The sequence below is a fragment of the Paenibacillus silagei genome (genome assembly GCF_017874735.1).
Classification (GTDB): domain Bacteria; phylum Bacillota; class Bacilli; order Paenibacillales; family Paenibacillaceae; genus Paenibacillus_AQ; species Paenibacillus_AQ silagei.
This window is the reverse complement of the sequence record NZ_JAGGLV010000022.1, coordinates 103308-120350: the sequence shown is the minus strand read 5'-3', so window position 1 is coordinate 120350 and position 17043 is coordinate 103308. Positions and strand designations below refer to the sequence as shown.

20 protein-coding genes are annotated in these 17043 nt (G+C 55.1%); 18 read left to right on the top strand and 2 right to left on the bottom strand.

The features are described 5' to 3' along the window. Positions 1 to 131 precede the first annotated feature (131 nt). Complete coding sequence (locus tag J2Z70_RS25815; protein ID WP_209877921.1) at positions 132 to 1037, top strand: lipoate--protein ligase family protein; 906 nt, start codon at positions 132 to 134, stop codon at positions 1035 to 1037. Positions 1038 to 1719: 682 nt separating this feature from the next. Here the strand turns inward: J2Z70_RS25815 and J2Z70_RS25810 are convergent. Next, positions 1720 to 2502, bottom strand: a complete 783-nt coding sequence (locus J2Z70_RS25810; RefSeq protein ID WP_209877919.1) for a carbon-nitrogen family hydrolase — start codon at positions 2500 to 2502, stop codon at positions 1720 to 1722. 108 nt (positions 2503 to 2610) lie between these two features. Here J2Z70_RS25810 and J2Z70_RS25805 point away from each other — a divergent pair, with 108 nt between their 5' ends. The 9 genes from J2Z70_RS25805 (at position 2611) to J2Z70_RS25765 (ending at position 9970) form a co-directional block, all read left to right on the top strand. Continuing rightward, the gene (locus tag J2Z70_RS25805) at positions 2611 to 3039 is read left to right on the top strand and encodes a MarR family winged helix-turn-helix transcriptional regulator (protein ID WP_051477777.1); all 429 of its coding nucleotides are present in this window, start codon (positions 2611 to 2613) and stop codon (positions 3037 to 3039) included. A gap of 41 nt (positions 3040 to 3080) precedes the next feature. Further along, positions 3081 to 3716: a nitroreductase family protein gene (locus tag J2Z70_RS25800; protein WP_155991204.1), complete on the top strand. Its 636-nt coding sequence runs from the start codon at positions 3081 to 3083 to the stop codon at positions 3714 to 3716. Between the two features lie 37 nt (positions 3717 to 3753). Next, complete coding sequence (locus tag J2Z70_RS25795; protein ID WP_076083848.1) at positions 3754 to 4050, top strand: putative quinol monooxygenase; 297 nt, start codon at positions 3754 to 3756, stop codon at positions 4048 to 4050. Between the two features lie 284 nt (positions 4051 to 4334). Continuing rightward, positions 4335 to 5963, top strand: a complete 1629-nt coding sequence (locus J2Z70_RS25790; RefSeq protein ID WP_209877917.1) for a phospholipase D-like domain-containing protein — start codon at positions 4335 to 4337, stop codon at positions 5961 to 5963. A 67-nt stretch (positions 5964 to 6030) separates the two neighbouring features. Continuing rightward, on the top strand, positions 6031 to 6411 hold the full coding sequence (locus J2Z70_RS25785) for a hypothetical protein (protein ID WP_209877915.1): 381 nt from the start codon (positions 6031 to 6033) through the stop codon (positions 6409 to 6411). Between the two features lie 116 nt (positions 6412 to 6527). After that, positions 6528 to 6854 (top strand): ArsR/SmtB family transcription factor, encoded by a 327-nt coding sequence (locus J2Z70_RS25780; RefSeq protein WP_036700195.1) that lies wholly within the window; start codon positions 6528 to 6530, stop codon positions 6852 to 6854. A 107-nt stretch (positions 6855 to 6961) separates the two neighbouring features. After that, positions 6962 to 8740 carry a SulP family inorganic anion transporter gene (locus J2Z70_RS25775; RefSeq protein ID WP_036722225.1) on the top strand — a complete coding sequence of 593 codons (1779 nt, stop codon included), beginning with the start codon at positions 6962 to 6964 and terminating at the stop codon, positions 8738 to 8740. 158 nt (positions 8741 to 8898) lie between these two features. Then, a complete protein-coding gene (locus tag J2Z70_RS25770; protein WP_209877913.1) occupies positions 8899 to 9249 on the top strand; it encodes a hypothetical protein in 351 nt (116 codons plus the stop codon). A gap of 13 nt (positions 9250 to 9262) precedes the next feature. After that, entirely contained in the window at positions 9263 to 9970 is a 708-nt protein-coding gene (locus J2Z70_RS25765; protein WP_209877911.1) for a DUF1361 domain-containing protein, read from the top strand. Here J2Z70_RS25765 and J2Z70_RS25760 read toward each other — a convergent pair. Then, the gene (locus J2Z70_RS25760) at positions 9967 to 10332 is read right to left on the bottom strand and encodes an MGMT family protein (RefSeq protein ID WP_036722238.1); all 366 of its coding nucleotides are present in this window, start codon (positions 10330 to 10332) and stop codon (positions 9967 to 9969) included. The two genes, J2Z70_RS25765 and J2Z70_RS25760, sit on opposite strands and share 4 nt — an antisense overlap. A 292-nt stretch (positions 10333 to 10624) precedes the next feature. Between J2Z70_RS25760 and J2Z70_RS25755 the strand changes: the two genes are divergently transcribed. From J2Z70_RS25755 to J2Z70_RS25720, 8 genes are all read left to right on the top strand, one after another. After that, positions 10625 to 12172, top strand: coding sequence for a spore germination protein (locus J2Z70_RS25755; RefSeq protein ID WP_342593059.1), 1548 nt, complete (start codon positions 10625 to 10627; stop codon positions 12170 to 12172). Continuing rightward, positions 12169 to 13326 carry a Ger(x)C family spore germination protein gene (locus J2Z70_RS25750; protein ID WP_209877909.1) on the top strand — a complete coding sequence of 386 codons (1158 nt, stop codon included), beginning with the start codon at positions 12169 to 12171 and terminating at the stop codon, positions 13324 to 13326. Before J2Z70_RS25755 ends, J2Z70_RS25750 begins: the two co-directional genes overlap by 4 nt. 2 nt (positions 13327 to 13328) lie before the next feature. Then, entirely contained in the window at positions 13329 to 13532 is a 204-nt protein-coding gene (locus tag J2Z70_RS25745) for a hypothetical protein (protein WP_209877907.1), read from the top strand. 27 nt (positions 13533 to 13559) lie between these two features. Further along, a complete protein-coding gene (locus J2Z70_RS25740; RefSeq protein ID WP_209877905.1) occupies positions 13560 to 14684 on the top strand; it encodes a GerAB/ArcD/ProY family transporter in 1125 nt (374 codons plus the stop codon). Between the two features lie 134 nt (positions 14685 to 14818). Beyond that, positions 14819 to 15439: a BTB/POZ domain-containing protein gene (locus tag J2Z70_RS25735; protein WP_036722244.1), complete on the top strand. Its 621-nt coding sequence runs from the start codon at positions 14819 to 14821 to the stop codon at positions 15437 to 15439. A gap of 56 nt (positions 15440 to 15495) precedes the next feature. Further along, complete coding sequence (locus J2Z70_RS25730; protein WP_209877903.1) at positions 15496 to 15855, top strand: hypothetical protein; 360 nt, start codon at positions 15496 to 15498, stop codon at positions 15853 to 15855. An 18-nt stretch (positions 15856 to 15873) separates the two neighbouring features. Beyond that, complete coding sequence (locus J2Z70_RS25725) at positions 15874 to 16296, top strand: phosphotransferase (protein WP_209877902.1); 423 nt, start codon at positions 15874 to 15876, stop codon at positions 16294 to 16296. A 48-nt stretch (positions 16297 to 16344) separates the two neighbouring features. Next, a complete protein-coding gene (locus tag J2Z70_RS25720; protein ID WP_209877900.1) occupies positions 16345 to 16890 on the top strand; it encodes a DUF1697 domain-containing protein in 546 nt (181 codons plus the stop codon). The last annotated feature ends 153 nt before the right edge of the window (positions 16891 to 17043 follow it).

Genomic DNA, 17043 nt, shown 5'->3' with positions numbered 1-17043 from the left:
CGCTATTTCAAATCTGTAAGGGCATACACTGCCGGTTGTACGGTGCGGGGAGAGATCGGTTACAATGTGAATAGTTAACGGAGTTAAGATTGGCCAGGGCTTATAGCTTATAGATAGAAAGGGGAATCAGCATGCGGAGTGAACCTTATGATGTACTGGAGAGCGGGGCGGCGGGAAGGCTGCCGGAGCAGATGATCCTCTTCACGCATACCGGCGGTGAAGAAGGGGGAGAAGGGGAAGAGGCATCTGCGGAGGATATGCTGATTCCGTTTGCTTTTGAAGAGGTGCTGTGCCGTGATGTCGGGGCCGGTAAGGTCCCGCCGGTGCTGCATCTCTGGAGCCACCCCGGCGGAGTAGCGCTGGGGCTGCGGGACAGCAAGCTGCCCCGCGCAGCAGAGGCGATGCAGGCGCTGGAGCAGCAGGGCATCCGTACGGCAGTCCGCCATTCGGGCGGCGCTGCGGTGCCGCTGGATGCGGGAGTGATCAACGTGTCCCTGCTGCTGCCGAAGCCTGCGGGCAAGCTGGACTTCCACGATGATTTCCGGCTGCTGGCTTCGGTGATTACCGAAGCGGTAGCTGCGGGCCATCCGCAGGCAGCGGCGCAGATCCGGGCGGAGGAAGTCACCGGGTCGTATTGCCCCGGTGACTTCGACCTGGCGATCGGCGGCCGCAAGTTCTGCGGCATTGCCCAGCGCAGACAGAGCAACGCGTACTTCGTCCACGCGTTCGTGATTGTGTCCGGCACGGGGCTCGCGCGCGGAGAGTGCATCCGCCGCTTCTATCAGGATGCAGCGGACGGCGATGCCTCCCTGGACTATCCGCGCGTGCGGCCGGAGACCATTGCCGCGCTCGCGGAGCTTGGCGGCCCGTCTTCGGCGGCCGAATTCACTGCGGGTATCCGGCAGGCGCTTGCCGGCCGGGGAACCCGCCTGCTGCCGGCGGAGCTTCTGCAGCAGGAGACAGGCTACAGCCTGCAGTACAGCGACCCGCAGGTGCTTGAAGCAGCGCGTATGCTGCGCGAGAGGTACGCCCGCTGAAACGGGTGGCTACTGGCGGCAGCGACGGGTGGCTGAATGTATGCGAAAAACAGCATACAATGTGCAGGTTGGGGTGTGCGCGGGCCAAATGTATGCGGAAAACAGCATACAATGTGCAGGCTGGGGTGTGCGCGGCCGAATGTATGCGAAAAACAGCATACAATGTGCAGGCTGGGGTGTGCGCGGCCGAATGTATGTGAAAAACAGCATACAATGTGCAGGCTGGGGTGTGCGCGGGCCGAATGTATGCGGAAAACAGCATAAATATGCAGGCTGGGGTGTGCGCGGGCCGAATGTATGCGGAAAACAGCATACAATATGCAGGCTGGGGTGTGCGCGGGCCGAATGTATGTGAAAAACAACATACAATGTGCAAGCTGGGGTGTGCGCGGCTGAATGTATGCGAAAAACAGCATACAATGTGCAGGCTGGGGTGTGCGCGGGGCCGAATGTATGCGGAAAACAGCATACAATATGCAGGCTGGGGTGTGCGCGGGCCGAATGTATGTGAAAAACAGCATACAATGTGCAGGCTGGGGTGTGCGCGGGCCGAATGTATGTGAAAAACAGCATACAATGTGCACGCGCGAGGGTGAGCGGGCCTGAGACGGTCCAAGAGGCTGATTGCGGGGGCAAAAGATGCCGCCCCCCGCAATCAGCCTCTACGTCTGCACCGCCCCAACTACCTATACAACTCCGGACGCCGGTCCGCGAAGACCGGGATCTGCCCCCGTACCTCCCGGACCCGGGCGAGGTCAAGCTCGCCGCGGAGGATCTCTTCGCCCCCGGAGGCCTCGCTGACAATCTCGCCCCAAGGATCGATGATCAGGGAATGTCCAGCGAAGGTGTTCGCCGGATCTGCCCCTGCCCGGTTACATGCTACAACGTAGCACTGGTTCTCAATCGCCCTGCTGATCAGCAGCGCGCGCCAGTGAGAGAGGCGGGGCAGCGGCCATTCGGCGCTGATGAACAAGATCTCGGCCCCTGCGGCCATATGAACCCGGACCCATTCCGGGAACCGGATGTCGTAGCAGATCAGCCCGGCACAGGAGATACCGTCCAGCGTGAACAGTCCCTTGGCTGCGCCGGGCTGGAGGTAGAGATGCTCCTCCATCAGCTTGAACAGATGCAGCTTGCTATACTCCCCGGTGCACGCCCCGCTGCGGTCAAAGACATACATACTGTTCGTAATGCCGCCGTTCTCCTGCCTGACGGCAATGGAGCCGGCAACGATATTCACGCCGTATTCCCGGGCCAGACCTGACATCAAGGCACCCGTGGTATGTCCGCCGGGATCTGCGATTTCGCCCAGCCGGGTCAGGTCATATCCCGTTGTCCATAGCTCTGGAAGAATAATGCAGTCTGGACTGCCGGCGGCAGCCTCACGAATTTTGCGCTCGGCGGCAGCATAATTCACCTCCGGTTTGCCAAATGCTATATCGAGCTGAATCAGGGCTATTTTCATACTGGCAGCCTCCTCCAAAAATTATTAGTTGACGGGTCAACGAATTAGGTGTAAAGTATGTTTTGTCGAAAAGGTTTTGCACAATTTATTTGCGTGAGGGGGTTAATTTTGAGCGAAGTTCAGCCCGATGAACATAAGATTTTCGAACTGCTACAGGCCCTGCACAAAGAAATCGGCCCCAAATTCGAGCGCTGCGCCGGCATGACTCCGACCCGCTTCAGGCTGCTGCAAGAGTTGTACCGGATTTCCGAGATCAGTCAGATTTCCCTGCAAAAGCTTCTGGAGATCGATGCAGCAGCGGTTACCCGCCACTTAAAAGGGCTTGAAGAGAACGGGATGATCGCCCGCCGCAATAACCCAGCCGATAATCGGGTGACTCTCGTCTCCCTGACTGGTCAAGGCCGTGAGCATATCAATGCCTACCGGGAGAACAAGACCGAGTTCATCAGCGATCTGCTGAACGGATTCAATGAACAGGAGCGCACTGTGCTCGCAGAGATGCTTACCCGGCTGCAATATAACATTAATTTACTGTAGCCGGAAACAATAATCAAACCATTTTAAAGGAGCAAATTATCATGAACACTACCAAAAACAATGATTACATCAGCATTATTACAGGACGCCGCTCAATCCGCAAATATGATTCATCCGTCAAAATCAGCAAAGAGGAAATGACAGAGATTCTTACTGAAGCCACGCTGGCGCCTTCCTCCGTGAATATGCAGCCTTGGCGTTTTGTGATCATCGAAAGCCCGGAAGCCAAAGCCAAGCTGGCCCCTATTGCCAAGTTCAACCAGACTCAGGTCGAAACCTCCGCAGCGGTGATTGCCGTATTCGGTGATATGAATAACTTCGATTACGCTGAACAAATCTACGGAACGGCTGTAGAACGCGGACTTATGCCTGCCGAGGTGAAAGAAAGACAGCTGGCCGCCCTGGGCGCCCACTTCGCCAAGCTGCCCGCAGATGTGAACAGAGAGACCGTGATGATTGACGCCGGTCTGGTCTCCATGCAATTGATGCTGTCCGCCCGCGCACACGGGTATGACACCAATCCGATCGGCGGATTTGAAAAGGATCAGATCGCTGAAATGTTCGGTCTGGACAAAGAACGCTACATTCCGGTCATGCTGATTTCGATCGGCAAAGCACTGGAAGAGGGCTACGCCTCCGTCCGTCTGCCTATTGACACGATTGCCCAGTGGAAATAATACTCTATACCCATGAAATTCTAGGAGGAATATCCAAATGATTATTATCCATGCGCTGCTTCATGTGAATCCTGCACGGGAGGAAGAGTTCCTGGCCACAGCGAAGCCGCTGATTGCCGCCACACACGAAGAAGAAGGGAACCTGTCCTACGAGCTGTATAAGCATGCAGCAGACGGAAGTCTCTATATTATGGTTGAGACCTGGCGTGACCAGGCCGCCGTTGCCGCTCACAACACAAGCCCTCACTTCACCGGCTTCGCCGCCAAAGCGGGAGAGTTCCTGACCGCACCGCTTGATGTTAAGGTGTATAGCGCTGAGGAATTGAGCAAATAATTACGAATTAAGCGGTTCACCCTATACAATCTGGAATCCCGGGATGCTCCGGCAGTCTAATGACTGCTGCGGGCATCCTTTTTTAAGAGAATAATTTATATGTTTTGGGATCCCCGCAAAGTACCTGAGTCATCATCGAAGGTAAGGCCCCACTTTGTGGGATTATTTTGATAGGTGCCATGCCGTTTATAAAACGTACAAGCCGGGTATCTTACCTTACCCTTACTTGGCTTGTCATTTGCTGACGAAGCAAGGCGGGGAAGAACGAAGGAGATGAAGACAGCATGACTAATCTACATAATAATCACCGGTTAACCTCAATCCCTGCTGCTGCCGAGCAGGACGGGCAGCTTCAGCAGGATCTCATAGATTACGTGAATTATCATATTTCGGGCGGCTCCCTGGCCTCGCTTACCGAAGGCGCGGAAGAGGCTGAGCCGGCGTTTACCCCTCTTTTGCAAAATGATACCGCACGCGCTTACCGGCAGGAGTACGGGGGCGTCATAACCGATATGCAGCAACTCGGGCAACTGCCGGGTATAAGCCAGGAATGGCTTAATCAGCTCGCGGATACAGTAGCAGGACTCGATTCCGGTAAGCTCAGGGCTCTGGCCCCGCAGACCACCCGGCATAACCGGGTAGATCCTTATGTGAACGGGCCGCAATGTCTGGACATGCTGCTCGGCGAGATCGGCAAGGCTGAGCGTTATATTCATCTGTCCGTGATGCTGTTCTTCAATGACCATTCAGGGAACCTTATCGCTAGTGAGCTGCTTCATGCACTTGAGCGCGGGGTAGAGGTTAGAATCATGGTGAATTATACGGTCACTGCGCTCGGATACGGCCAGAATCTGGAGGTGGGGCAATTCTCCAAGATTGCCGGGCGTCTGGAGCAGGCAGGTGCGAGGCTCCTGGATACCTTCCACTCCTATTACGGTGCAGAGGAATGGGCTGCGAAGCGCAAGGTGCTGAAGTCACAGGGCGTGCCTGAGAGCATCCTTTTTCTGCAGGATAAGGTTCAGGAGGATGTGGAGGTGACCGGGCTGAATGTGATTGATCACCGCAAATTCATGATTATAGACGGAATAACTTCCGTTATCGGCAGTCTGAATATCGGGGACCAGTATACGTTCGCCTCCCCCATTGAGGAAGCCCCGGATCAGCAGGTGGATGGACGTCCGCTCGGTATCCCCGCGAAGGAAGAGGAGTGGCATGACGGCTGCTTCCGCATTCAGGGGGCTGTGGCCCAGTCGCTGAACGCTGTTTTTCACTCCAGGTGGCTGCTGCTCGGGGGGGATCACTTTGACCTGGCGTCACCCTTCTATCGTCCTGCGGTGGACTATGCGTTCGGGGAGGAGGAGTGTACGCTCTTCGCGAGCTTTCCCGGCAACCCGGTGAATCTGATTCAGCAATATATTCTGGATGTGATCACCTATGCGGCCGATGAGACCCTTATTGTGAATCCGTATCTGATCGATCAGGCCTTCTGGGACCGGCTGGGTGAAGTGGGGCCGGAGCGCGCCTGCCATCTTACCATCTGCAATCCGCTCCTGGTTAATGATCATCCGACGAACCGGGCGGCGGTGCGCAGCAACATGTACGTTCCCTTTTGTAACGGCGTATCCTTCTATGATTATAGTGCGACTGAACGCTTCTCCCACTGGAAAATCATCTACGACCACAGAGCGCAGGCGGTATTTCACGGCTCTTATAATATTAATGAACGGAGTGCCTGCCATGATTACGAGCTGGGCCTGCTGGTGAAGGGCAGAAGCCTCGCGGAGAAGGTGAAGCACATGATTGATTATGACCTCAGCGTCTCCCGCAAAATCACCGACAAACACGAGTTCTTCAAGCATCCCTGGCTGCATCCCAGCACGTATCTGAACAAAGCAACGCAGAATTACACCTGATATCCTCTCCGGCGCCCTGTCATGTATAATGACGTTATACCAATGAACGAAGATGGAGCTAATGAAGATGAACATACACATTCTTGGACAAGGTCCCCGGACCGGGGAAATCAGATTCGCGGCAGCACAATGGGGGGAAGCCAGAGCCATCTGGTGCGGGCCGCCTGTTCAGCCGGGTGAGGAATGGGTGGCAGAATGGGAGCTGCCGGCGCTGTTCATGAGCTGGGTCGATATTGTGCCTGCTCCCGGCGGTGCCTTTGGCCTGCGTATCGAAGGGGACACGGTCATCCTGACAGGCGTGCTGGAAAATATAGAGGAGGACGGCACGGGTTATCTGCGGATCGGCCGCGACCTGATCATGTTCGAATGCCTGGGGGAACCGATGGCGCTGGGCGGCTTCGTCGAGCTGAGGACCCGTGAAGCGAGGCTGTATCCGGTGAATCTGTAGGGGCCGCAGGGCCCCTGGCGGACGAACTATTTCCTGTCCCGGCATAGCCACCTTCAGGCAAATGAGCTAATATAATATAGATTGGAACAAGTAACAGCATAAGGAGCAGAAGTCTGATGAACAGCGATATTCAACAATTTAAGACGGAATTCTTCAAGGCGCTGGCGCACCCGATGCGTATTCGGATTCTGGAGCTGCTTAGCGAAGGCGAGAAGAATGTGAACGAGCTGCAGGCGATCCTGGGGTCGGAAGGCTCTGCGGTATCCCAGCAGCTGGCCGTCCTCAGGGCCAAAAATGTGGTCACCAGCGTCAAGGAAGGGACCACTGTCATCTATGCCCTACGTGATCCTCTGATTAAGGAGCTTTTGGCTGTAGCCAGACAGATCTTTGACAATCATCTGGTGAGTACCATTTCCCTGCTTGAAGGCATCCGCAGCGAATAACCCCGGGCTCCGGGGGGCGGATTACCCCGTTGACAAGAGCAGCGGGCAGGAGTAATGTGGGTATTATATTCAAATAATCAGATATTCAGAGAAAAGAAGGTTATAGGATGACAGGGTGGGGCCGTTTCAAAGGCTATAACATTGCTTCGCTGCGCAAGGATATCATTTCAGGGACAATCGTCGGCGTTATTGCCATCCCGCTTGGGATGGCATTTGCTATTGCTTCCGGTGTGAAGCCGGAGTACGGAATCTATACAACCATTGTGGCCGGCATACTGATTTCCTTATTCGGCGGGTCCAGGTTCCAGATTGGCGGGCCTACGGGTGCATTCATTCCTATTTTGTTCGCTATTGCCATGCAGTACGGGTACGAGAATCTGCTGATTGCCGGAATGATGGCCGGGGTGATTCTTGTCTTGATGGGTGTTCTGCGGTTGGGGGTATTGATAAAGTTCATTCCGAAGCCAGTGACCATTGGTTTTACAGCGGGGATTGCCGTTATTATCTTCAGCGGGCAGATTGCGAACTTCCTTGGCCTGAGGGACATGAAGCGGCATGAGAGCTTTATCGACAATATGAAGGAGATCGGGGCGCATCTCTCCACAATCAATCTGTACAGCATTTTGACTGCGGGAGTATGTCTCGGCGTAGTGGTGCTGGGGTTGCGGTTTGCCCCGAAGGTGCCGGGTTCTCTGATTGGACTGTTGTGTGCCACGGTTATCGCAGCCCTGTTCTTCAGCGGCAAGGTGACGACCATCGGCTCCGCCTACGGAGATATCCCGAATACACTCCCCAGCTTTCACTTCCCGGTCATTACGTGGGAGAAAATCAAGCTGCTGATCCGTCCGGCCTTTGTCATTGCGCTGCTGGGGGCCATTGAGTCGCTGCTCTCCGCAGTCGTGGCCGACGGCATGTCGGGCAGCCGCCATGACAGCAACCGTGAGCTGATCGGCCAGGGGGTCGCCAATATCGCCGCGCCGCTCTTCGGCGGGATACCGGCTACCGGTGCGATTGCCAGAACTGCCACCAATATACGCAGCGGTGCCGCTTCTCCGCTCTCCGGGATCATTCACGGTGTGGTGGTGTTTCTGATCCTGCTGCTGTTCGCCCCTTACGCCTCCAGCATTCCGCTGGCAGCGATGGCTCCGATTTTGATGGTCGTAGCCTGGAATATGAGTGAACGCAAGGAATTTCTCCACCTGCTGAAGCTGAAGACCGGGGATTCACTGGTGCTGGCGATTACCTTCCTGCTGACGGTATTCGCTGATCTGACCGTGGCGGTAGAGGTGGGGCTGATCCTGGCCGTTGTGCTCTTCGTCAAGCGTATGGGTGAGGTGCATAGAATCTCCAAGGTGCTGCCTGACCCGTCTTCCGTCAAGGTCGAGGCCCATATGGTAACAGAGAGCCACGACTGTCCGCAGATCGGAATCTACAATGTGGAGGGACCGCTGTTCTTCGGCGCTGCCTACCGCTTCGACCACACCATGCCCGAGCTCGGCCCGGATCAGCCTAAGCTTATCCTGCTGCGCATGGGCAAGGTGCCGCTGATGGATACGACAGGCGAGGCCAATCTGGCAGCGCTGGTGAAGGAGCTGCAGGCCGCTGGCGGCAGACTGATGATCTCAGGCATCCAGAGCCAGCCGCTGGAGCTGCTCAAGAGAACGGGGCTGTACGACCGGATCGGTGCTGCCCAGTTCTATGATCATACCGGCGAAGCGATCAATGAAGCGCTGGGCAGCGTGAATCCGAGCCGGTGCCGGGGCTGCGCGCATGCGGCCTTCAGAGAATGCAGCGCCCTCTCGGGGCTGGAGGAATCCTCATCGCGCAGCGCGGCCTTCAAGGGCCGCACCCCTGCGGTGGCCCGCAAGCTCAGCGGCGGGGTATAGCCCACGCGGTGCAGGGCTGACGCGGGTACAAGGTAACCTGGGTTACCAGTCCGCAGGCGCCGCCATTGCCTATTAACGTCATACAAGCAGCACTACCCTCATGGGCAGCGCTGCTTTTTTATTGTTAAGGAAATTATGATTTTCGTCCGACCGAACACATGGCCAGCGCGTGGTCATCTGGACGGAGTGTGGTCGAAAAACCGACCACATCTGGTGCGGCAGAGGCGTGTGGGGCAGATATGGTCGAAAAACCGACCACATTTGGTGCGGCAGAGGCGTGTGGGGCAGATATGGTCGAAAAACCGATCACATTTGGTGCGGCAGAGGTTTGTGAGGCAGATATGGTCGAAAAACCGATCACAATGGGGATACCGCAGGCATTTTGTTCTTTAAGAAAGGGTGTATGCGGAAAACCGAACACAATGCGCAGCGTGCGGTTACTGCCCCCGATATTGGACTATCCAGCCCCATATTTGTACAATTACAGAAATGGACTATATCAAGGTTAGGAGATTATCCTTCATGAAAGAACTGAATTATACCAAGGTCTTCATCCTTCTGGCTGCTATGACGGCGGCAACACTTGCGGTATACCGCGTAGTTTCGCTTCAGACAGATACGTTCTATGCCTTTCTGCTCTGGAATCTGTTTCTGGCTTGGGTGCCGTTCTTCTTCTCCATGGCTGCGCATGAGCTGGATAAGCGGAAGATCGGGGGGCTGCTGATTTTGCCGCTGGGCGTAGCCTGGCTGCTGTTTTTTCCGAATGCGCCTTATATTATGACTGACCTGATCCATCTGACTGTCCGCAAAAGCAAGTATATCGTCGGCGGAACGATCCAGAACCGGTACTGGTATGATCTGACCACCCTCCTCCTGTTCACCTGGAGCGGCTGGCTGACCGGATTCTTCTCCCTGTACCAGTTCCAGCACGTGATCTACCGGAAAAGCAACATGCTGCTCTCGTGGGTCTTCGTCCTGTTCGCCTGTGTCATGGGCGGCTACGGCGTCCTGCTTGGCAGAGTCTACCGGCTGAACAGCTGGGATGTGCTGACGGACCGCCATCAGCTCTACCGGCTGGTCATGGACAGTCTGAACCGGCAGTCAGTGTTCTTCAGCCTGTTCGTCGCCTTTGTGCTGCTGGTGATCTATGCCACGATGTATTGCCTGCTGAACGGGCTGGCGGGCGGGAGCCGCAGGAGTTACTCCGAGGGCCGGAGGAAGAGAGGTTAAGTGTCCTCCTCATCGCCGAGTTCAGGCGGAAGCTCCATGTCCATCTCCAGCTCAGGAGCCGGAACATACTGGTAGCGCTCCAGGTCAACCACGCCCCGTTCATCGAAGATAACGCCCTCTCCGGTTAAATATAGCTGCTGCAGGGAGGCGGATTCGTCTTCGGTGAGCGAGATCATTCCTTTGGCGTTGATGACCCTGTGCCACGGCAGCTTGTACTTCCTGCTCATGGAATGCAGAATGCGCACGACCTGCCGGGCCGCCCGGGGACTTCCGGCAGCCCGGGCAATCCCGCCGTAGGTCATGACGGAGCCTTCCGGGATCGACTGAATAATGAGAATAACTTTTCGCGTGAATGGTGTCATTTTACGTGCTCCTTTTACCTTTCTCTGTAACAATCCCACCGCTGTTATCTAACTGTACTAACCATAACATAAAGCGGCTGCTGCAAGGAGCATTTGCCTTAGTGGAGCAGCGGCTGACGATATCATACGAAGCCTGGACGCAACCGGCCCCTCTTTTACAGAGCGGGCTTATTTGTTGTGCCGTTCAAGGTCCGGGCGGCTTCTGCTTCTCCTATCCAGCAAATTCTGGCGAATAGGAGTTAGAGAGACGGGGGATAATCAGAGCAATAGATCTCTGAGAGGAGTGATAGCGGTGAAGAACAAGCAACCTGCACTGAACAGCGAAGCTGCCGGTACCCTATCAGCGCATCCTCCACTAAGCCCTTCGCTGGAGGAGACGGTGGATCGGCTGCGGAAGATATTCAATAACGACGGGACACTAAGAGTAAGGATTATAGAGAACAGCCAGGGCGCTTCCGTCCGCTGCGGGTTAATCTATGTCGATGGAATGGTGGACCGGAATCTGATTCAGACGGGGATTATCAAGCCGGTACTCGCCTACCAGCCCGCAGAAGAAGAGCACCGGGACCCTAAAGTTCTGATGGAGAGAATCCGGTTGACTGTCATTGATACCCCAGATGTCATGGTCTCCGAGGAGATGGATGGACTGATCGGGGCGGTCGTCAGCGGGAAGGCGGTGCTGCTGCTGGAAGGCTATGCCGGAGGGCTTCTCATCAATGTTCAGGGATGGGACTCCAGAGCGATAGAAGAGCCTACTACAGAGAAAACGGTGCGTGGCCCCCGTGAGGGCTTCACCGAATCGCTGCTTGTGAATCTGACCCTGATCCGCCGCAGGGTGCGCGACCCGGATCTGAAATTTGAATTCACGGAAATCGGAACACGCAGCAAGACGCAGACCTGTATCTGCTATATGGGGAGCCTGGCCTCTCCCGACATTATTAAGGAGCTGTATGACAGGCTGGAGAAGGTGGAGCTTGATCTGATTCTGGACACGGGTTATCTGTCCGAGCTGATCCGTGACGAGCCCTACTCTCCGTTTGAAACCGTTGGAAGTACCGAACGGCCGGACACAATTGTGAGTAAAATCATGGAGGGCCGGGTTGCGGTCCTCGTCGAAGGCACCCCTTTTGCGCTGACCGTTCCTTATGTATTCGTTGAGAACTTCCAGGCCAGTGAGGATTATTATATCAACTATTATTTTGCATCGTTTAACCGTGTGCTTAGAGTGTTGGGAGCCTTCATGTCGATCAGTATCCCAGCCGCTTATATTGCCCTTGTAACCTATGCCCAGGAGATGGTCCCCACTCTGCTCCTGCTTAGTATTGCGACTGCCAGGCAATCGGTGCCTTTTCCAACCATAGTGGAAGCGCTGCTTATGCTGACCATCTTCGAGGTGCTGCGGGAAGCGGGGGCACGGATACCGACATCGATTGGCCAGGCTGTAAGCATTGTCGGGGCGCTGGTGCTGGGCCAGGCTGCTGTGGATGCGCGGATTGTCAGTGCGCCGATGGTCATTGTGGTGGGATTGACAGGGATAACGACGCTGCTCAATCCGAGGCTGACCGGACCGCTGATCATAGCCAGACTGGTGCTGCTGGGCACCACCTTCTTCCTGGGCCTCTACGGGTATTTCTTCGGTCTGCTCGGTCTGGTCATTCACCTAATGAGCCTGCGCTCCTTCGGCGTCTCATACATGCTCGGGGTAGGCTCGATCCGCCCCCAGGATATTAAGGATACAACCGTCCGGGCGCCCTGGTGGGATATGAATTTGCGCCCTGCGGTGATTGGCATGCGCAACCGGAGACGGAAGCCGGCCAAGAGACCGGCCAAGCGGTCATGAGATCTCTGCTGAGAAGGTGTACCTCTCTTATCGCACTGTTGCTGCTGCTGAGCCTGGGACTCACCGGCTGCTGGAATTATGCCGAGGTGGATGATATGGCGATTGTTGCCGGAGTGGCCATTGATAAGAATGAGGATGGGGAGCTGCTGCTTACAGCAGAGGTAGTGGATACAGGCGGGTCGGCGGACAAGGCCCAAGCGGGCTACAAGATGGTCAGCCTCAGCGGGGATACGATGTTTGAGATTGTCCGCAATATGATCTCTATGACAGGCAAGAAGCTGTTCTGGAGTCATGCGAAGGCAATCATCATCAGTGAGGAAGCGGCCAGAGAGGGGCTGGTCAAAGTCATTGACTGGTACAGCCGGGACACCGAGACCCGGTCGGATGTGTTCATCTTCGTGTCTGGAGAGAAGACGGCCCGCGAGGTGCTCAATCTGAACAGTACCACGGAAGCGATCCTGTCCTTTGAATTGGCCCAGATGATGCGTGACGAGAGGTATACGAATACCGCCCCGACTGTGGAGATCTGGGATTTCATCGACAAGCTGGAGACTTCGGGGATTAATGCGACGGCTCCAATCATTCATATTCACCGGAAAAATGGTGAGGAGAGCGAAAGGGTGGTAGGTACCGCCGTATTCGTGAAGGACCGGATGGTGGGCAAGCTGAGCGGCGATGAGACGAAGACGATGCTTATCGTCAAAAATGTACTGAAGGGTGGGGTGCTGGCTGTAGATGATAAGCGGGGGAATCCCGCGTATTCGCTGGAGATTATTTCCAATCAGACCAAGCTGAAGCACCAAATGGTGGATGGCAAGCTCCAAATAGACATTCGTACTGTAACCAAGACAGCGCTGGATGAGGTGATGACACCGGATGGATTCCTTAAGGATGAGACGCTTCAGGATATCGAGCAAAGGGCAGCCGAGCAGCTGCAGGCAGATATTCTTGCGTTAATTCATAAGATGCAGCAGGAATACGATGCTGATATTTTTGGCTTTGGCGAGAGCTTGTACGAGAACCAGCCTAAGCTCTGGGACAAAGTGAAGGACCGCTGGCCTGAGGTCTTTGCCGGTCTTGAAGTGAGCGTCAAGTCCAAGGTGACGATACAGAGCAGTGCCAAGACTTCGCGGGCCATCCGGCTGGGGGATTAAGCATGGTCATTTACGTGGTATTCATCTACGCATTGATAGCGGTCATTGATCCGTATGGGCTGCGGAAGAAGGGAATGAAGCGGGATTTCATGGTCTGCTGCGCCCTGTATCTGATCTCCTTCGCGCTGGCCTTCGCCTTGTCGATGCACTGGGAGATTCCCAGTCCGTCCCCGCTGTTTGTGGATTGGGTGAAAAAGCTATATTAGAGCGCACTGCTGAAGGAGGGGGAAAGCGTGAGCAAAGAGATTATTCCGGCTGGCCAGTCGATCAGCATCGCTGTATTATTTATCACCGGCGCTTCCCTGTTCCTGGGAACGTCGTCACAATCGGGTAACAGCAGCTGGATTGCCCAGTGTCTGGCGATTCTGCTGGCGCTCCCGCTGATGCTGGTCTATGCGAGGCTCCATGTCTTGTTTCCGGGCAAGGATCTGTACGACATGCTGATTGAAGTGTTCGGCTCCATCCTGGGACGGATGCTCTGTTGTCTGTATATCTGGTATGCTTTACATCTGGGCGCGCTGGTGCTGCGCAATTTCGGGGAGTTCAGCAAGACCGTGGCTTTAACCGCAACTCCGATGCTCGCACCCATGCTTATGATTGGCCTGCTCTGTATGTGGGTGGTTCACGCCGGGATCGAGGTGCTTGGAAGAAGCGCCAAATTCCTGCTGCTGTTCTCGCTGATTGTAATTGTGATCTTACAACTACTCTCCGTACCCAAATTTGAATACCATCATTTGAAGCCGCTACTCCATACCAGATTCAACCTTATTCTTGCAGATACAGCAGGCTCGTTCACCTTCCCTTTTGCCGAGATTGTAGTCTTCCTTGGCGCATTCAGCGCTATTCCGGCCAAGGGCTCTGCCAAGCGGGTGCTGGTCAGCAGCACATTGATTGCAGGGGGGATCATTATTATGATTACGCTGCGCAACCTGCTGATGCTCGGCCCTGATATTCTGTCCAGTCTGTACTTCCCCTCATACGTGGCGGTCAGCCGGATTAACATAGGCGATTTCGTTACCCGGATCGAGGGCTCGGCGGCCATTGTGTTTGTTACGGCGCTCTTCGTCAAGGTCAGTCTGTGCCTGTATGTAACCTGCAACGGGGTAGCGAAGGTATTCAAGCTGGGGAGCTACCGGTCTGTAGTGCTTCAGATGGGGCTGATCATGATCTATCTGTCGGACTTCATATATTCCAATATTATGGAAATGGAGGAGTTCGCTTATCACATCTACAAGGTATATGCCCTCCCGTTCGAAGTGGTGATTCCTGTGGTACTATGGCTTACAGCCGAGCTTCTTGCCCGCAGAAGGAACAGTAGACACAAGGCCCTTCCAGAGCAGCAGCCGGAAGGTTCATAGAGCAGCGTCAGCTATTGTCAGCTATTCACCCCCCGCCCTGCGGGGCTGTCCGGTTTTCAACCTGTGCTGAAGTTAGCTATAATGAGAGGCAAGAGAGAATCTTATAGAACAGGTAGGAAAGGCGTGGATGATAGATGAGCGTATCCAGCATTGTAATGTCCTCACATTGGGGCAGAGAGGTCAGACATAAGCTTATTACGCAAGGCTCCAAGATGCTGGCTGTGGTGTTTCCGGGACAGAATTATTCCGCCGAGCGGCCGCTGCTGGATTATGCGGGCAAGCTGGCCCGGGAATACGGCTGTGACCTGCTGCTGCTTGAATACGGCTACCAGGCTGCGAGAGTATCCTTCAAGCGCGAGGAGATTGATATTGTTGCCGAGGAATGCAAGATTGCGCTTGCTTCCCTTCCCGACTACGAGCAGCTTTTGTTCATCAGCAAGAGTATGGGGACGATTATTGCCGGTAAGGTTGCGTCGGAGCCCGGAGTGGGCGAGAAGGTCTCGCATCTGTTCCTTACACCTGTTCCCGAGAGCCTTCCGTTCATCCGGCAGAGCCGGGGTAGTGTAATTTATGGCGGGAGTGACCCGATGTTCACCGGGCAGCATCCTGCCGAGCTTAGCAGCATGAAGCAGGTAAGGGTATACAGGATTGACGATGCCAACCACGCTCTGGAAGTGGATAGCGTCAACGAATCACTGGCTGTGCTGCTGGTTATTATTAATTTCTATCATGAGTTTTTCCGCGATTCACTATAAAGGGAGATGAGAGCATTTACTCGCGGATCAGTCTGGATTAGCCTGGAGGGCTTGATATGCAGGGGAAGGTAATCGGTCAAGGCAGAACGGCGGAAGTGCTGGAGTACGGGGAAGGAAAGATTCTTAAGCTGTACCGCGATGACGTTCCGGAAGAGCATGTGGACTTAGAATACCGTTTCAGTAAATGGGTCTATGAACAAGGTGTTGCTACTCCGCAGCCCCATGAGCGGGTAGTGGTAGAGGGCAGACCGGGAATTGTGTATCAGCAGATCGCCGGTCCTACCCTGTTACAGCAAATGAACCGGAAGCCGTGGCTGAACTTCAGCGGCTTCAAGCAGATGGCCGGACTGCATCATAGCCTTCACCAGCTCGATGGCATGGGCGAAGCAGGAGCGCAGAAGAAGCGGCTGGAGTAGCATATTATCGCGGCGCCCATGCTTGAGACAGAGGAGAAGACACAGATTCTGTACCGGCTTGCCCGGCTGCCGGACGGGGAGAAGCTGTGCCATGGCGATTTTCACCCGGACAACATCCTGATGGACAGCAAGCTGTGGGTGATAGACTGGATGACCGGCGTCCGCGGCAATCCTGCAGCAGATGTTGCACGGTCGGTAATCATGTTCAGTATCGGGTCCATGCCTGAGTCGGCTTCTGTGTTCACTAAGGGGTTCTTAGGGTTCGCCAGGAAGCGGCTTACCGCGCAATATGTCCGCAGGTATCTGAAGCTGTCAGGCTTGACGCTTGCAGATATCACCCCGTGGATACTGCCGGTAGCAGCCGCACGGCTGGTTGAAGGACTTCCGGTTCCCGAGAAGGAGCTGCTGGTCCGCGAGATCCGCAGACGCCTGAGAGCATAATGCTGCGGGCAACAGAATAATAGATGATATAGAGAAGGCGGAACGCAGATGAATACATACATTGCCTTACTGCGCGGCATTAATGTCGGCGGCAACAAAATCATTAAGATGCAAGAACTGAAGGCGATGTTCGAAGCGCTTAAATATGAGCATGTGTGCACCTACATTCAGAGCGGCAACGTTGTGTTCGAGAGTGAAGGAGCCTCCGCTTCCGGGCTTGCCGGGACCATCAGCCAGCGGATCCAGGAGACCTTCGGCTTTGAGGTGCCTGTAATCATCCGTTCTCTGGAGGAGCTGGAGGCGGCCATTGCCGGCAACCCGTTCCCGCAGAGTGAGCCGGAAGCCTACAAGCGCCTGTACGTCTCGTTTCTGGCAGCGGAGCCAGCCGCTGAAGCACTGGAGAAGCTCCGTCCCTATGAGGATGGAGCCGATAAGGTGCGGGTGATCGGCAGGGAGCTGTATGCCTTCTATGAAGTGAGTGTGAGCGAGTCGCCGCTGTTCAAGGTGTCATTCGACAAGCTGCTGGGAACGGTGCTTACCGCGCGCAACTGGAACACCCTGAATAAGGTAGCAGCGCTGGCCCGTAAGCCGTAAAGGAAATAGTAGCTCTCCCAAATACCCCACCAGGATGTATCTCTTGGTGGGGTATTTGGCGTGTCCGGTACGTTCAGCAAACATTCAGCGGGCATTCATTGCCGGTTAAGGTACGGATGCCATAATACACCTAAGAAATGAACGAATCGGAGT

Coding starts and splice junctions, on each gene's coding strand:
- J2Z70_RS25770 (WP_209877913.1), top strand. CDS start 8,899: ATGGCCAGCGCGTGGTCATCTGGACGGAGTGTGGTCGAAAAACCGACC.
- J2Z70_RS25730 (WP_209877903.1), top strand. CDS start 15,496: ATGCAGGGGAAGGTAATCGGTCAAGGCAGAACGGCGGAAGTGCTGGAG.
- J2Z70_RS25790 (WP_209877917.1), top strand. CDS start 4,335: ATGACTAATCTACATAATAATCACCGGTTAACCTCAATCCCTGCTGCT.
- J2Z70_RS25780 (WP_036700195.1), top strand. CDS start 6,528: ATGAACAGCGATATTCAACAATTTAAGACGGAATTCTTCAAGGCGCTG.
- J2Z70_RS25745 (WP_209877907.1), top strand. CDS start 13,329: ATGGTCATTTACGTGGTATTCATCTACGCATTGATAGCGGTCATTGAT.
- J2Z70_RS25775 (WP_036722225.1), top strand. CDS start 6,962: ATGACAGGGTGGGGCCGTTTCAAAGGCTATAACATTGCTTCGCTGCGC.
- J2Z70_RS25750 (WP_209877909.1), top strand. CDS start 12,169: ATGAGATCTCTGCTGAGAAGGTGTACCTCTCTTATCGCACTGTTGCTG.
- J2Z70_RS25800 (WP_155991204.1), top strand. CDS start 3,081: ATGAACACTACCAAAAACAATGATTACATCAGCATTATTACAGGACGC.
- J2Z70_RS25760 (WP_036722238.1), bottom strand. CDS start 10,332: ATGACACCATTCACGCGAAAAGTTATTCTCATTATTCAGTCGATCCCG.
- J2Z70_RS25720 (WP_209877900.1), top strand. CDS start 16,345: ATGAATACATACATTGCCTTACTGCGCGGCATTAATGTCGGCGGCAAC.
- J2Z70_RS25795 (WP_076083848.1), top strand. CDS start 3,754: ATGATTATTATCCATGCGCTGCTTCATGTGAATCCTGCACGGGAGGAA.
- J2Z70_RS25765 (WP_209877911.1), top strand. CDS start 9,263: ATGAAAGAACTGAATTATACCAAGGTCTTCATCCTTCTGGCTGCTATG.
- J2Z70_RS25785 (WP_209877915.1), top strand. CDS start 6,031: ATGAACATACACATTCTTGGACAAGGTCCCCGGACCGGGGAAATCAGA.
- J2Z70_RS25815 (WP_209877921.1), top strand. CDS start 132: ATGCGGAGTGAACCTTATGATGTACTGGAGAGCGGGGCGGCGGGAAGG.
- J2Z70_RS25810 (WP_209877919.1), bottom strand. CDS start 2,502: ATGAAAATAGCCCTGATTCAGCTCGATATAGCATTTGGCAAACCGGAG.
- J2Z70_RS25735 (WP_036722244.1), top strand. CDS start 14,819: ATGAGCGTATCCAGCATTGTAATGTCCTCACATTGGGGCAGAGAGGTC.
- J2Z70_RS25725 (WP_209877902.1), top strand. CDS start 15,874: ATGCTTGAGACAGAGGAGAAGACACAGATTCTGTACCGGCTTGCCCGG.